Origin of the sequence: Paraburkholderia eburnea (assembly GCF_002917095.1) — a bacterium.
Classification (GTDB): Bacteria; Pseudomonadota; Gammaproteobacteria; order Burkholderiales; family Burkholderiaceae; genus Paraburkholderia; species Paraburkholderia eburnea.
In genome coordinates this window covers 92,659-107,699 of the sequence record NZ_PQGA01000014.1, presented here as the reverse complement: position 1 = coordinate 107,699, position 15,041 = coordinate 92,659, and the positions used below count along the sequence as shown (strand labels likewise).

At 66.1% G+C, this 15,041-nt stretch carries 13 protein-coding genes; 7 read left to right on the top strand and 6 right to left on the bottom strand.

The annotated features are described in order from the left end of the window. Positions 1–124 precede the first annotated feature (124 nt). Positions 125–1,870 (top strand): M48 family metalloprotease, encoded by a 1,746-nt coding sequence (locus B0G62_RS22190; RefSeq protein ID WP_103706363.1) that lies wholly within the window; start codon positions 125–127, stop codon positions 1,868–1,870. Between the two features lie 7 nt (positions 1,871–1,877). On the opposite strand, the gene B0G62_RS22185 is transcribed toward B0G62_RS22190, so the two are convergent. From B0G62_RS22185 to B0G62_RS22160, 6 genes are all read right to left on the bottom strand, one after another. Continuing rightward, positions 1,878–2,486, bottom strand: coding sequence for a DUF2946 family protein (locus B0G62_RS22185; protein WP_103706362.1), 609 nt, complete (start codon positions 2,484–2,486; stop codon positions 1,878–1,880). Then, on the bottom strand, positions 2,479–3,588 hold the full coding sequence (locus B0G62_RS22180; RefSeq protein WP_103706361.1) for a hydrolase: 1,110 nt from the start codon (positions 3,586–3,588) through the stop codon (positions 2,479–2,481). Before B0G62_RS22180 ends, B0G62_RS22185 begins: the two co-directional genes overlap by 8 nt. Positions 3,589–3,699: 111 nt before the next feature. After that, positions 3,700–4,146 carry a nuclear transport factor 2 family protein gene (locus B0G62_RS22175; protein ID WP_103706360.1) on the bottom strand — a complete coding sequence of 149 codons (447 nt, stop codon included), beginning with the start codon at positions 4,144–4,146 and terminating at the stop codon, positions 3,700–3,702. Between the two features lie 186 nt (positions 4,147–4,332). Continuing rightward, the gene (gene waaF / locus B0G62_RS22170) at positions 4,333–5,358 is read right to left on the bottom strand and encodes a lipopolysaccharide heptosyltransferase II (RefSeq protein ID WP_103706359.1); all 1,026 of its coding nucleotides are present in this window, start codon (positions 5,356–5,358) and stop codon (positions 4,333–4,335) included. Between the two features lie 264 nt (positions 5,359–5,622). Next, entirely contained in the window at positions 5,623–5,817 is a 195-nt protein-coding gene (locus tag B0G62_RS22165; protein ID WP_027817860.1) for a zinc-finger domain-containing protein, read from the bottom strand. Positions 5,818–5,870: 53 nt separating this feature from the next. Continuing rightward, positions 5,871–6,791, bottom strand: coding sequence for a branched-chain amino acid transaminase (locus B0G62_RS22160; RefSeq protein ID WP_103706358.1), 921 nt, complete (start codon positions 6,789–6,791; stop codon positions 5,871–5,873). A 625-nt stretch (positions 6,792–7,416) separates the two neighbouring features. Here B0G62_RS22160 and B0G62_RS22155 point away from each other — a divergent pair. The 6 genes from B0G62_RS22155 to B0G62_RS22130 all read left to right on the top strand — a co-directional run bounded on the left by B0G62_RS22155 (position 7,417) and on the right by B0G62_RS22130 (position 15,033). Further along, positions 7,417–8,616: a phosphoglycerate kinase gene (locus tag B0G62_RS22155; RefSeq protein ID WP_103706357.1), complete on the top strand. Its 1,200-nt coding sequence runs from the start codon at positions 7,417–7,419 to the stop codon at positions 8,614–8,616. 477 nt (positions 8,617–9,093) lie between these two features. Beyond that, positions 9,094–10,530: a pyruvate kinase gene (gene pyk, locus B0G62_RS22150; protein ID WP_103706356.1), complete on the top strand. Its 1,437-nt coding sequence runs from the start codon at positions 9,094–9,096 to the stop codon at positions 10,528–10,530. Positions 10,531–10,913: 383 nt separating this feature from the next. Then, positions 10,914–11,978: a class II fructose-bisphosphate aldolase gene (gene fba / locus B0G62_RS22145; RefSeq protein ID WP_103706355.1), complete on the top strand. Its 1,065-nt coding sequence runs from the start codon at positions 10,914–10,916 to the stop codon at positions 11,976–11,978. A 244-nt stretch (positions 11,979–12,222) separates the two neighbouring features. Continuing rightward, on the top strand, positions 12,223–13,113 hold the full coding sequence (locus B0G62_RS22140) for a phosphoribosylaminoimidazolesuccinocarboxamide synthase (RefSeq protein ID WP_103706354.1): 891 nt from the start codon (positions 12,223–12,225) through the stop codon (positions 13,111–13,113). Positions 13,114–13,154: 41 nt separating this feature from the next. Continuing rightward, positions 13,155–13,685: a 5-(carboxyamino)imidazole ribonucleotide mutase gene (gene purE, locus B0G62_RS22135; RefSeq protein WP_103706353.1), complete on the top strand. Its 531-nt coding sequence runs from the start codon at positions 13,155–13,157 to the stop codon at positions 13,683–13,685. A gap of 130 nt (positions 13,686–13,815) precedes the next feature. Further along, entirely contained in the window at positions 13,816–15,033 is a 1,218-nt protein-coding gene (locus B0G62_RS22130; protein ID WP_103706352.1) for a 5-(carboxyamino)imidazole ribonucleotide synthase, read from the top strand. Positions 15,034–15,041 lie beyond the last annotated feature (8 nt).

Here is a 15,041-nt window from a genome sequence, read left to right as displayed (position 1 = left end):
GGCCGCATTCCAGGGCGCGATTGCAGGCCTGGAACTACAATCGGCCGATGGCGGCCGCCGCGCCGGCGCGTTCGCTCCGTCCACTGTCCATTCGTTTTCTGCTCGCTCCCGCGATCCGATATCGATGCTTCCGAAACGGCTGCTTGTTGCCTGGTTGTGCACCGCGCTTGCCGTTCCTCCGCAAGCCTGGGCGCAGTCACCCGGCGGCGGGACGGGGACGCCGCATGGTGCTGGGTCCACCTCTAACGCCCCCGCGCTAATCGACAGCGCACTCGACGATGCCGCCGAGCCCGTCATTCCCGCCTCGATCGCGCAGGGCGTGTTCGGCACTTATGGTGGCGCGCAAAGCCGCTTCGGCCAGTCGTGGTCGAGCGAGGCGGGCGCGACGCACGGCAACCCCAGTGTGCGCGCTCCCGCCTGGGTGCCGCAACTGCCCGATCTGGGCGATGGTTCGGGCGGCGCGCTCACGCCGCAGGCCGAGCGCCGCATCGGCGAGCGCGTGATGCGCGAGATCCGGCGCGATCCCGACTACATCGGCGACTGGCTCGTGCTCGATTATCTGAATTCGGTGGCGGCGCGCCTGTCGGCCTCGGCGGCGGCGCAGTTCATCGGCGGCTATCGGCCCGATTTCGATCTCTTCGCGATGCGCGACGGCCAGATCAATGCGTTCTCGCTGCCGGGCGGTTTCATCGGCGTGAATACCGGCTTGATCGTGACGACGCAGACCGAGTCGGAACTGGCGTCCGTGCTGGGTCACGAGATGGGGCACGTCCTGCAGCGCCATATCGCGCGCATGCTCTCGCAGAGCGAGCGCACGGGCTATACGGCGCTCGCGGGCATTTTGCTCGGCATTCTCGCGGGCGTGCTGGCGCGCAGCGGCGATCTGGGCAGCGCGATCGCGATGGGCAGCCAGGCCTACGCCGTCGATAGCCAGTTGCGCTTTTCGCGCGCCGCCGAACACGAGGCGGACCGCGTCGGCTTCCAGTTGCTCTCGGGCGCGGGTTACGACCCGTGGGGCATGGTGGCGTTCTTCGAGCGGCTCGAACGCGCGTCGATGGGCGATGCGGGCGCGCCGGCCTATGCGCGCACGCACCCGCTCACGGGCGAGCGCATCGCCGACATGCAGGACCGCGCGCGCCGCGCGCCGTACCGGCAGCCGCGCCAGGCGTCGGAATACGGCTTCGTGCGGGCGCGCGTGCGGGTGCTGCAGGATCGTACGCGCGGCGAATATATCGATGAGATCGCGCGGCTGCGTGCGGAAATCGACGACCGCATCGCGCTCAATGTGGCCGCGAACTGGTACGGCATCGCGTTCGCGCAGTTGCAACTGGAGCGTTACGACGATGCGCGGGCGTCGCTCGCGACCGCGCGCGCGGCGTTTGCGCAATTCGAGTCCGAGGATGGCAGCAGGCAGCGCAGTTCGCCGAGCCTCGACGTGCTCGCCGCCGACATCGCCCGTGCCGCCGGGCGCGGCGACGATGCCGTGCGGCTCGCGCAGGCCGCCCATGCGGCATGGCCGGCCTCCCACGCGGCCACTGACAGTCTGCTGCAGGCCTTGATCGCCGCGCGCCGTTTCAAGGAGGCGCAGACGCTCGCGCGCCGCGAGACCGAATCCGAGCCGCAGCAAGGTGCGTGGTGGCAGTACCTCGCGCAGGCGAGCGTGGGGCTGGGCGATCAGCTCACGCAGCGTCGCGCGCTCGCGGAGAAGTTCGCGATCGACGGCGCGTGGCCTTCGGCGATTCGCCAGTTGAAGGAGGCGCGCGACATGAAATCGGTCGGCTTCTACGATCTGTCGACAATCGACGCGCGCCTGCACGACTTCGAGGCGCGTTACAAGGAAGAGCGCGCGGACGAAAAGGATCGGGGTTGAGCGCGGCCTAAGGCGCGGCCTTTTCGGCCTTTTCCTGTTGTTCGGGACTCTGAATGAAGCCGAAGCGCGCGGGGACGTCGGCCCGCGCGATGGCTTGCAAAGGCAGATCGGCGCCCGCGCGCCAATGGAAAATGCCGCTCTCGCCATCGTCGTCGAGCGTGGCGTGTTCGGCGAAACCGTCGAGATCGTGGTCGTGCAGCAGCGCCACGCGCGCCGTGTCCGCATCGCTGGAATCCGCGAATAGCACGCTGCCTTGCTCGTCCACATAGACGGCCGCCGGATCGAACGCGTGGCCCGTGTGGTCGGTGAGCGTGAGCGCGCCGCCTGCCGCTTTGGGCAAACTCGCGAGCCGCACGACCCATGGCGTGTACTCCAGTTCGACATAGACGCGTTGCGGTCCGTTCTGGAAAAACCACTGGCCGCCGGCGTCGCGCTCGTAGTTGCGGTTGATGAAGGCGTTCAGCGCTTCGTGGCGAATCGGCGTGCCGGGCGTGCCTTGGGCTTGATCGGCTTCGTCACGCAGACGCCAGTGGCCGCGCGCGTCCAGGCGCAGCCAGCCGGTGCAATGGGGAACGTTGGGCCAGCGCGCGAGCGCCTGCTTGACGATGTCATCCATGAGAAGAAGGTGAGGAAGCGTACGAAGAGGCGAACGAAGAGGCGGGCAGGTGCGGCGAAAGATAGTGGATCACGCGCTGCGCGAGCCAGACGCTGCGACCCGGAAACGGTCCGGTCATGAAGCCGACGTGGCCGCCGTCCTCGGGTTGATCGAGTTCCACGGCGGCGCTCACCTCATGGCGCGCGGGCAGCACCTCGCCGGGCAGGAACGGGTCGTTGCGGGCGTTGAGCAGCAGCGTCGGCACGGCGATTTCGCCGAGCTTCGGGCGCACCGTCGCCTGCGTCCAGTAGTCGTGCGCGCTCTGAAAACCGTGCAGCGGCGCGGTCACGACGTTGTCGAACTCATACATGTTGCGCGTGGCCAGCACGGCGTCGGCGTCGAACAGGCCCGGGAACTGGTCGAGCTTTTGTAGCGCCTTGACCTTGAGCGTCTTGAGGAAGCTGCGCGTATAGATCATGCCGAAGCCGCTCGCGAGCATCCTGCCGCCCGCATGCACGTCGAGCGGCGCCGAAATCGCGGCGGCCGCCGAAACGATGCGCGCATCTTCGCGCTGCTGTGCCAGCCAATGCAGCAGCACGTTGCCGCCCAGCGAAACGCCCGCCGCGACGAGCGGTCCCGCGTGACGCGCGGCGAGGCGGCGCAGCACCCAGTCGACTTCGGCGGCATCGGCGAGATGGTAGAAGCGCGGCAGCAGGTTCATCGGCCCGCTGCAACTGCGAAAGTGCGGAATCACGGCATGCCAGCCGCGCGCGGTCGCGGCTGCGGCCAGCGCCCGGGCGTAGTGCGAGCCGGAACTGCCTTCGAGGCCGTGGAACAGCACGAAGAGCGGGGCGTTTGCCGATACCGGCGAAGTTGACGAAGTTGACGAGGCAGGGGCATCGACCCAGTCGAGTTCGATGAAGTCGCCGTCGGGCGTGTCCCAGCGCTCGCGCCGGTAGACGGGCAGCGGCAGGCGCGAGAACAGGGCGGGGATGATGGTCTGGATGTGGGCGCCCGGCAGCCAGAACGGCGCTCGGTAGGCGGAATCGGGCAGGCCGGGAAAGGGCTGGGCAGGATGTCCTGCCGCGTCGAATTTAGCTGCTTCGTCGCCTGTCGTGCTCATGGCCGTCCCCTTCTTGCTTCCGCGTAACTACCGCGTAACTGCCGCGTAACTTCTTGTTCGTGCCTTTCGGCGACACGCGGATTTGCCCGGAAGCGGCCCGCGTGCCTTGAATCAGTGCAGTGCGCCCTGGCCGTGGCGCAGCTTCGCCGAGAACTGGCTGGCCGCATCGTCGGGCATCTTGCTCGCGTGGATGTGCGCGATGCGCCATTCGCCGCGTTCGTGAACCATCACGTAGGTCGTGAAAACCATCGCCGGGATCGCGTTCGGATCGACCGGGCGGTGGGCTTCGACGATCGCATAAACCACGGTGCCGAGGCTGTCGTACACGCGAATGTCGAGCGGCTCGATCGACACCGGCGCCGCCGTGAACTGCGAGGCGAGTCCCGCGCGGATATCGGACAGGCCGTGCAGGTGCGCGCCTTCGGCGCTGATGCAGCTCACGAACTCCTCGTCGATCCACAGTCCCATCAGCGCGTCGATATTGACCTCCGCGACGGCCTGATAGTACGCGTTGAGGGTGTCCGCGGCGGCTTCGAAGATGTGGGCAAAACGTGGCATGGCTCGTTGATCTGATGCGCTTCGCGCGCGGGTTGGCGTTGGCTTCGGTTTGCGATGCCGCGTTAGACCTCGCGCTATACCTGATTACCTGATTGGGCGCGCGAGCCACGCGCGGCGTCGGTGGCGTGCCGCACATCCACGTTGCTCATGCAGCCAAAGCGTGGCCGGCGCGCAACGTGGGGTGCTTCAGCGCTGGGCGACCAGCATGCCGCGCAAATCGTCGAAAACCTGTTCTGCGCTGAGTTCGCGCAGGCAGTTCTGATGCCCGAGCGGACACTCGCGCGCAAAGCAAGGGCTACAGTCGAGATGCAGCCATTGTACCTTTGCAAGCTCAGACAAGGGCGGCGTGTGGCGCGGATCCGTCGATCCGTAAAGCGCCACCAGCGGGCGGCGCAGCGCGGCTGCCACGTGCATCAGGCCCGAGTCGTTGGTGACCACGGCGCTGGCGCGCGAGATCAGCGCGCAGGCCTCGCCGAGCGCCGTCTGGCCGCACAGATTGCGCACGTTGGGCGCCTGATCGGCGATCGCCTGGGCGAGCGGCGCGTCCTTGGGCGAGCCGAGCGCGATGATCTGCGTGTACGGGAACGACTGGCCGACCATGCGCGCGAGCGCCGCGAAATGCTCGGGCGGCCAGCGCTTGGCCGGGCCGTACTCGGCGCCGGGGCAGAACACCAGCAGCGGCACGCGCGTGTCCAGATTGAAGCGCGCCGAGACGCGCGACGCTTCGTTCGGGTCCGATTCGAGACGCGGCAGCGGCAGATCGTCGGGCACCTTGGCGCCGGGCGCCCAGGCGAGCGCGGCGTAGTGCCTGACCATCGGCGGGCGCTCGTCCTTGGGCGGATTCGCGTGGCGCACGTTGAGCAGGCCGTAGCGGCTGTCGCCCGTATAGCCGATGCGCAGCGGAACGCTCGCGAGCCATGGGATCAGCGCGGACTTGAGCGAATTCGGCAGCACATAGGCGGCGTCGTAGTGTTCGGCGCGCAGATCGGCGGCCAGTTGCCAGCGGCGCAAAAACTGCAGCTTGCCGTGGGCGAGGTCGGTGGCGTAGACGTCGCGTATCTCGGGCATGCGCTCAAGGACGGGCGCGACCCAGGTGGGCGCAATCGCGTCGATTTCGATACGCGGATGCAGTTTTACGAGCCGCGAAAGAAGCGGCTGCGCCATCAGTGCGTCACCGATCCAGTTCGGTGCAATTACCAGCGCGCGGCGCATCGGGATTCAAAGTCCGGAAAAAGGCATAGGTTTCGGGCACGGGCGGCCCATAGGGGCATGGGGCCAGCGACGGCGCGCGAAACGCGGTTGGAAAAAGACGCGCCGGAGCGCGTCGGGAGCAGCGGGGTCTGGGCGCACAGCACGGCGCGTGCCGCACAGCCCGCAGCGGCAACACCCGCGGTAACTTCGGGAAGGCCGGATTCTGGTCGTGGCCGACGCATCGAAACGCCGGCCGCTAACGACTAGAAACGCGTCAAAGCCGCCTCAGTGGCCGTGTACGACCTCGCCTTCCTTCAGCTTGTAGCGGGTGCTGCAGTACGGGCACTTCGCTTCGCCGTGCGTCACGTCGATAAAGACGCGCGGATGGTTGCTCCAGCGCGGCATCGACGGGTTCGGGCAGTACGCCGGCAGATCCTTGGCCTTCAACTCGACCAGCGGCATTTCCTTGATTTCGCTCATGGGGATGATTCTCTGTGTAGCAGTGGGGCGCAGTGTGCCTGGAGCGCGGGTCGTCAGACCTTCGCGAGCCAGTGCGCGTATTTCTCGTTTTTACCCGACACGACATCGAAGAAGGCCGATTGCAGCTTCTCCGTGATCGGGCCGCGCGAACCGGTGCCGATGGTGCGGTTGTCCAGTTCGCGGATCGGCGTGACTTCGGCGGCGGTGCCGGTGAAGAACGCTTCGTCGCAGGTGTAGACCTCGTCGCGCGTGATGCGCTTCTCGATCACGGGGATGTTCATGTCGCGCGCGAGCGTGATGACCGTGTCGCGCGTGATGCCGTCGAGGCACGATGCGAGATCCGGCGTGTAGATCTTGCCGTTGTTGACGAGGAAGAAGTTCTCGCCCGAGCCTTCCGACACGTAGCCGTCCACGTCGAGCAGCAGCGCTTCGTCGTAGCCGTCGGCGGTGGCTTCCTGGTTGGCGAGGATCGAGTTCACGTACCAGCCCGAGGCCTTGGCGCGCACCATCGACACATTCACGTGATGGCGCGTGAACGACGAGGTCTTGACGCGGATGCCCTTGGCGAGGCCGTCTTCGCCCAGATAGGCGCCCCACGGCCACGCGGCGATCGCCACGTGAATCGTGTTGCCCTTGGCCGAAACCCCGAGCTTTTCCGAGCCGACCCAGATGATCGGGCGGATGTAGCAGGATTCGAGCTTGTTCTGGCGCACGACTTCGAGCTGGGCGTCGGAGAGCGTTTTCGCGTCGAACGGCACGTCCATCTGGAAGATCTTGGCCGAATTGAGCAGACGTTTCGTGTGCTCGGCGAGGCGGAAGATGGCGGTCCCGGTGGTGGTCTTGTAGGCGCGTACGCCTTCGAAGACGCCCATGCCGTAGTGCAGCGTGTGGGTCAGCACGTGGATGTTGGCGTCGCGCCAGTCCACCAGCTTGCCGTCCATCCAGATCTTGCCGTCGCGGTCGGCCATTGACATACGATTCTCCAGGCGAGTGCAGTGAAAACGGTGATTAAACGTACAAAACGCGAACAAAACGCGAATAAAGCGCGAGCAAAAAACGGTGCAAAAAGCCGGTAGCCAGGCACGCTGCGCGCGCCGCCATGCCGACCTTCGGCAAAGAGGATCATTCTAACGTCATTTACGTGGCCTTAGCGCGCTCGCGGGCGCGCGCGGCGGGCCTCGCAGCGAGATTCCGGGCAGAGTCGCGGCCGATTGGAGGATGCCCGAGACCGATCCGGCCTCTTGCCATCCGCGGCCAATCCACGCCCAATCCACGCCCGAGCGTCAATTGTCATGCTGCGTTGCACAATCGTAAGCTTTGCACTCAGCGTTCTCCCAAATACGGGACATTCGCCGAAGCACGCCTCAGTTCATCCTGGCTATCGGCTAAAATACCGATCTCGCAATTCGATGCCGGCTCGTGCCGAGCGCCGAGCAAGCGACCCGCGCCAGCGCCTGGAGACGGCTGCTGCGTGGATCCCGCGCCGCGCCCGTCGCGCCTTCGCCGCCCTGGCTGCCTGAGGAAACGCTTCTGCGACCTCAAAGCCCGCGGACCTGCATCGTCTTGTCACCGCCTTCCCACCATCAAGATGACATGCCCATGAACAAGGTTCTGCGTCTTTCCGATCTGATCTCCGAAGGCAAGCTCAACGGCAAGCGGGTGTTCATCCGCGCCGACCTGAACGTGCCGCAGGACGACCACGGCAACATCACCGAAGACACCCGCGTGCGCGCTTCCGTGCCGGCCATCAAGGCCGCGCTGGAGGCGGGCGCGGCCGTCATGGTCACGTCCCACCTGGGCCGCCCGACCGAAGGCGAATTCAAACCCGAAGACTCGCTCGCGCCGGTGGCAAAGCGTCTGGCCGAACTGCTCGGCCGCGACGTGCCGCTGGTCGCGAACTGGGTGGAAAACGGCGTGAACGTCGAGCCGGGCAACGTCGTCCTGCTCGAAAACTGCCGCGTCAACAAGGGCGAAAAGAAGAATTCCGACGAGCTGGCGCAGAAGATGGCCCAGCTCTGCGACATCTACGTCAACGACGCATTCGGCACCGCGCATCGCGCCGAAGCCACCACCTACGGCATCGCGAAGTACGCGGGCATCGCCTGCGCGGGCCCGCTGCTGGCGGCTGAACTGGACGCGCTCGGCAAGGCGCTGGGCGCACCCAAGCGCCCGCTGGTGGCGATCGTCGCCGGTTCCAAGGTCTCGACCAAGCTCACCATCCTCAAGTCGCTGGCCGAAAAGGTCGACCAACTGATCGTCGGCGGCGGCATCGCCAACACGTTCATGCTGGCCGCGGGCCTGAAGATCGGCAAATCGCTCGCCGAAGCCGATCTCGTCGACGACGCCAAGGCGATCATCGACGCAGCGCGCGCCCGTGGCGCCTCGGTGCCGATCCCGACCGACGTGGTCACGGCCAAGGAATTCTCGCCGACGGCCAGGGCCGAAACCAAGAACGTCGCCGATGTGGCCGACGACGACATGATCCTCGACATCGGCCCGGTCACGGCCAACGCGCTCGCCGCGCAACTCGCGCAAGCCGGCACGGTCGTGTGGAACGGCCCGGTCGGCGTGTTCGAGTTCGACCAGTTCGGCAACGGCACGAAGACGCTGGCGGACGCCATCGCGAATTCGGGCGCGTTCTCGATCGCGGGCGGCGGCGACACGCTCGCGGCCATCGCGAAGTACAACATTGCTGACAAGGTGAGCTACATCTCGACCGGCGGCGGCGCTTTCCTCGAGTTCCTCGAAGGCAAGAAGCTGCCGGCAGTCGAAGTGCTCGAAACCCGGGCGGCCGGTTAAGTGGCGCCGCGCGCCCCGGCCGGGAAGGCCACCAACAAGCTTCCTCGTGCGAGCGCGCAAAAGCGCGCCGCAGCCGGGGCCGCCGCGCAACAGAAGGGGCGCGCAGCGCCCCGGCCAGCCGCTTCAGGCACGGCGCGGGCGGGCGCGACGCCCGCTGCCGTGGCAGAAGCGCTGCCAGCAGCCGACCTAACCGGATTGACGCCGTCTGGCGCCGCGACCGCTGAATCGCTCGCGACAACGGCGACGCCGCAAGCCATTGCTGAAGGGCGCACAGCCACGCCCGCAGCCGCAGCTTCGTCGGCAGAAACGAATCAAAGTAACGCCGCTCCGGTTGTCACGACCGCCGCGGCGCCGTCCAAGAAAGCGACGCCGGGTTTGACCGGTGCGCGTCACGGCCACGTTGCCTCCGCAGCGCAGCCGGCCAGCACTTCTCGCAGTAACGGTTTTCCCAGCGATCCTATCCAGACGAGGAGACTCATGCATCGCGCCACCAAGATTGTCGCCACCATCGGTCCGGCTTCCAGCACGCCGGACGTCCTGCTGAAAATGATCCGCGCAGGATTGGACGTGGTGCGCCTCAACTTCTCGCACGGCACCGCCGACGATCACCGTCAGCGTGCCGAAATTGTGCGGGAGTGCGCCCGTCAGGCCGGCCGCGAAGTCGCGATCATGGCCGATCTGCAAGGCCCGAAGATCCGCGTCGGCAAGTTCGAGAACGGCAAGACGCTGCTCGAACCGGGCCAGCCCTTCATCCTCGACGCCGAATGCGAACTCGGCAACGACGAGCGCGTCGGCCTCGACTACAAGGACCTGCCGCGCGACCTCAGGCCCGGCGACGTGCTGCTGCTCAACGACGGCCTGATCGTGCTCGACGTCTCGCGCGTGATCGGCAGCGAGATTCACACGGTCGTGAAGGTCGGCGGCGAACTGTCCAACAACAAGGGCATCAACCGCCAGGGCGGCGGCCTCACCGCGCCGGCGCTGACCGCGAAGGACATGGAGGACATCCGCACGGCCATGTCCATCGGCGTGGACTTCGTGGCCGTGTCGTTCCCGAAGAACGCCACCGACATGGAAATGGCGCGCCAGCTCGCCAACATCGCGGGCGCGCCCTACGGCATCAAGCCGAAGATGATCGCCAAGATCGAGCGCGCCGAGGCCATCCCGGCGCTGCAGGAAATTCTCGATTCGTCGGACGGCATCATGGTCGCGCGCGGCGACCTGGCCGTCGAAGTGGGCAACGCGGCGGTGCCCGCGCTGCAAAAGCGCATGATCCGCATGGCGCGCGAGTCGAACAAGCTCGTCATCACGGCCACGCAGATGATGGAGTCGATGATCCACGCGCCGGTGCCCACGCGCGCCGAAGTGTCGGACGTCGCCAACGCGGTGCTCGACGGCACCGACGCCGTGATGCTGTCGGCCGAATCGGCGGCGGGCAAGTATCCGGTGCAAACCATCGAGGCGATGGCCGCGATCTGCCTGGAAGCCGAAAAGTCGGAACAATCCGAGCTGGATAAGGACTTCCTCGACCGCACCTTCACGCGCATCGACCAGTCGATCGCCATGGGCGCGCTGTTCACGGCCTACCATCTGGGCGCCAAGGCCATCGTCGCGCTGACGGAATCGGGCTCGACCGCGCTGTGGATGTCGCGTCACTGGACCCATGTGCCGATCTTCGCGCTCACGCCGCGCGAAGCCAGCGAGCGCGCGATGTCGCTGTACCGCAATGTCACGCCGCTGCATCTGGACACCAGCAGCGACCGCGACACGGCGCTCCAGCAAGCGATCGAAGTGGTGGTGAGCAAGGGCTACGCGGCGCGCGGCGATATGGTCGTGCTGACCGTCGGCGAGCCGATGGGCCAGCCCGGCGGCACCAACACGCTGAAGATCGTGCGTGTTGGCGATGTGCTGTAACCGGGTGCGGTAACTCCGCAGTAAAACACCACGGGCGCCGACTGGTATCACATTGGTATCAGATCGGCGCCAGATCGGTGCTAGATGTCTGCATAATCGCAGTGAAATCGAGGCAAATCCCCGCAGTTCCGGCATCTGCGCAGGTCAATTCACGCGCAGGCTGTCAATCCTTTTTGCATCTTCTCGCGGAACTGACGTTCCGATACGCCAATTTCATGCCAGTTACGCGTTTCGGCGCGGGAATTGCAGTCGCTTCGCGATAAAATCACGCCATTGAGCCCGCGACGAGCACGCGGGAGGCGGCTGCCAGGCCGCCCTCGACCGGCTGCGCAAGACGGCCGGCGGCACGAAGCAATTCGTTTCAAATCAAAGGAGTAGCAACAATGCCTCTCGTTTCAATGCGTCAACTGCTCGACCACGCGGCCGAAAACGGCTACGGTCTGCCCGCGTTCAACGTGAACAACCTCGAACAGGTTCAGGCGATCATGGAAGCGGCCAGCCAGGTCGGCTCGCCCGTGATCATGCAGGCCTCGGCCGGCGCGCGTAAGTACGCGGGCGAGCCGTTCCTGCGCCACCTGATCGAAGCGGCGGTCGAGTCGTACCCGCACATTCCGGTCGTGATGCACCAGGATCACGGCCAGTCGCCGGCAGTCTGCATGGCCGCGATCCGCAGCGGTTTCACCAGCGTGATGATGGACGGCTCGCTTGAAGCCGACGGCAAGACGGTCGCATCGTACGAGTACAACGTCGACGTATCGCGCAAGGTCGTGGAAATGGCGCACTCGATCGGCGTCACGGTCGAAGCGGAACTGGGCGTGCTCGGTTCGCTGGAAACCATGAAGGGCGACAAGGAAGACGGTCACGGCGCGGAAGGCACCATGACGCGCGAACAGCTCCTGACGGACCCGGAGCAGGCCGCCGATTTCGTGAAGCTGACCCAGTGCGACGCGCTGGCGATCGCGATCGGCACTTCGCACGGCGCCTACAAGTTTTCCAAGAAGCCCACGGGCGACATCCTGTCGATCCAGCGCATCAAGGAAATCCACGCGCGCATTCCGAACACGCACCTGGTCATGCACGGTTCGTCGTCGGTGCCGCAGGAACTGCTGGCCGAAATCCGCGAATTCGGCGGCGATATGAAGGAAACGTACGGCGTGCCGGTGGAGGAGATCCAGGAAGGCATTCGTCATGGCGTGCGCAAGATCAATATCGACACCGACCTGCGTTTGGCGATCACGGGCGCGATCCGTCGCTATATGTACGAAAACCCGTCGAAGTTCGACCCGCGCGACTACCTGAAGCCCGCTCGCGAAGCCGCGAAGAAGGTTTGCGTGGACCGCTTCCTCGCGTTCGGTTGCGAAGGCCAGGCTGGCAAGATCAAGCCGGTTTCGCTCGACAAGATCGCCGAAAAGTACAAGTCGGGCGAACTCGCGCAGATCGTGCGCTAAGTTCGGTTTAAACTGGCTTGATCCGCGGGAGCATGGGAAGTTGGACGTGCGCCGCGGCGAGACAAAAACGTCGCCGTTTCCGCCAGTTTCGGGGGACGGCGATGTGCTTTTGGGCTGCTTTTGGGCCGCTTTTTGGTTTACCCTCGCAATACCTTCAGAATTCCGCCTTCGGCTTTGATCGAAGGCCGGGGTTCCGCCTTCTGTTTCGATAGTCCTCGAACTGTCTTTTTAGCGAATCACGACGATGTCTACCCTCTACGAATCCACGCTCCGCTCGCTGCCGCTTCTCGGCCGCGGCAAGGTCCGCGACAACTATGCCGTGGGCACCGACAAGCTGCTGATCGTCACGACCGACCGCCTCTCGGCGTTCGACGTGATCATGGGCGAGCCGATTCCGCGCAAGGGCGAGGTGCTCAACCAGATGGCCGATTTCTGGTTCGAAAAGCTCAAGCATGTCGTGCCGAACCACCTGACGGGCGTGGCGCCGGAAAGCGTCGTGGCCACCGACGAAGTCGAGCAGGTCAAGGGCCGCGCCGTCGTGGTGAAGCGCCTTGAGCCGATCCTCGTCGAAGCCGTGGTGCGCGGTTATCTGGCCGGCAGCGGCTGGAAGGACTATCAGGCGACGGGCGCGGTGTGCGGCGTCGAGCTGCCCGAAGGCCTGCAGAACGCGCAGAAGCTGCCCGAGCCGATCTTCACCCCCGCAGCGAAGGCCGAAATGGGCCACCACGACGAGAACATCACGTACGACGAGATGGAGCGCCGCATCGGCACCGAACTCTCGCGCACGATCAAGGAAATCTCGATCAAGCTGTACAAGGAAGCGGCCGACTACGCGGCCACGCGCGGCATCATCATCGCCGACACCAAGTTCGAATTCGGTCTGGACAACCACGGCCAGCTTTATCTGATGGACGAGGCGCTGACCGCCGACTCGTCGCGTTTCTGGCCGGCAGACCAGTACCAGGTGGGCTCGAATCCGCCGTCGTTCGACAAGCAGTTCGTGCGCGACTGGCTCGAAACCCAGGACTGGAAGAAAGAGCCGCCGGCGCCGAAGCTGCCCGACGAAGTGATCGAGAAGACCTCGGCCAAGTATCAGGAAGCGCTCGAGCGCCTGACCGGCCAGAAGCTCGCGTAAAGCGGCTTGCGTAAAGTCATTAGAGGGAAGAAGGAAGCACAATGAGCGAAGTTCAGACCGCCCAACAGCAGGCTCACCAGCACGCCGCGCCGCTCGTCGGCGTGTTGATGGGCTCCAGCTCCGACTGGGACACGATGAAGCACGCGGTCGCGATCCTGCAGGAGTTCGGCGTGGCGTACGAGGCCAAGGTCGTATCGGCGCACCGCATGCCCGACGAAATGTTCGAGTACGCGGAAAAAGCGCGCGAGCGCGGCCTGCGCGCGATCATCGCGGGCGCGGGCGGCGCGGCGCACCTGCCGGGCATGCTGGCGGCCAAGACCACGGTGCCGGTGCTCGGCGTGCCGGTCGCCAGCAAGTATCTGAAGGGCGTGGACTCGCTGCATTCGATCGTGCAGATGCCCAAGGGCGTGCCGGTCGCGACCTTCGCCATCGGCGAGGCGGGCGCGGCCAATGCGGCGCTCTTCGCCGTCTCGATCCTGAGCGTGACCGACTCCGGCTACGCGAACAAGCTCGCGGCCTTCCGCGTGCGCCAGAACGAAGCGGCGCATGCGATGGTGTTGCCGGCGCTGTAAGCGCCCCCGTCGGTGCGGGCGCCGCGCAACTGCGCGTAGCGTAATGCGCGCGCCCCGTCGACGTTAAACCCCGGTCTGGTCCGCGCGACGTACCCCCACGCGCCGCGGCCAGCCGCGACCGACCACGAAGATGACTCCTGACAATTCTCCGGTTTCACCGATCCTGCCCGGCGCCTGGCTTGGCATGGTGGGTGGCGGCCAGCTCGGCCGCATGTTCTGCTTTGCCGCTCAGGCGATGGGCTATCGCGTCGCCGTGCTCGATCCCGACGCGACCAGCCCTGCGGGCGCCGTGGCCGACCGCCACATTTGCGCCGCCTACGACGACGAAGCCGGGCTCACCGAACTCGCGCGCCTGTGCGCGGCCATCTCGACGGAATTCGAGAACGTGCCTGCCGCGAGCCTCGACGCGCTCGCCAAATCCACTTTCGTGAGTCCCGCCGGCCGATGCGTGGCCGTCGCGCAGGACCGCATCGCCGAAAAGCGCTTTATCGCGGCGGCGGGCGTGCCGGTCGCGCCGCATGTGGTGATCGAATCGTCGCAGGCGCTGGCCGCCATCGACGACAAGACGCTCGTGGAGGTGCTGCCCGGCATTCTCAAGACCGCGCGCATGGGCTACGACGGCAAAGGCCAGATCCGCGTGACCAACGCCGAAGAAGTGCGCGAGGCGCATGCGTCGCTCGGCGGCGTGCCCTGCGTGCTCGAAAAGCGCCTGCCGCTCAAGTTCGAAGTGAGCGCGCTGATCGCGCGCGGCGCGAACGGCGCGGCGGTGGTGTACCCGCTCGCGCAGAACACGCACCGCAACGGCGTGCTCTCGCACACCATCGTGCCCGCGCCCGACGCGAGCGCGGCGCTCGTGCAGCAGGCCCAGCAGGCCGCGCTGCAGATCGCCGCGAAGCTCGGCTACGTGGGCGTGCTGTGCGTGGAGTTCTTCATCCTCGAAGACGGTTCGATGGTCGCCAATGAAATGGCGCCGCGTCCGCACAACTCGGGTCATTACACGACCGATGCGTGCGCCACGAGCCAGTTCGAGCAACAGGTGCGCGCGATGACGGGCATGCCGCTGGGCGACACGCGCCAGCACTCGCCGGCCGTGATGCTCAACATCCTCGGCGACGTGTGGTTCCCGGCAGGCGCGGGCGAAGCGAAGGCCCACAAGGGCGCCGCGCCGATCACGCCGCCGTGGGATCAGGTCGCGGCGATGCCGGCTGCACGCCTGCATCTGTACGGCAAGGAAGACGCGCGCCCTGGCCGCAAGATGGGCCACGTGAACTTCACGGCGCCCACGCTCGACGAAGCGCGCACGGCCGCACGCGATTGCGCGCGCCTGCTGCACATCGTCCCGAACTGAGCCTGGAT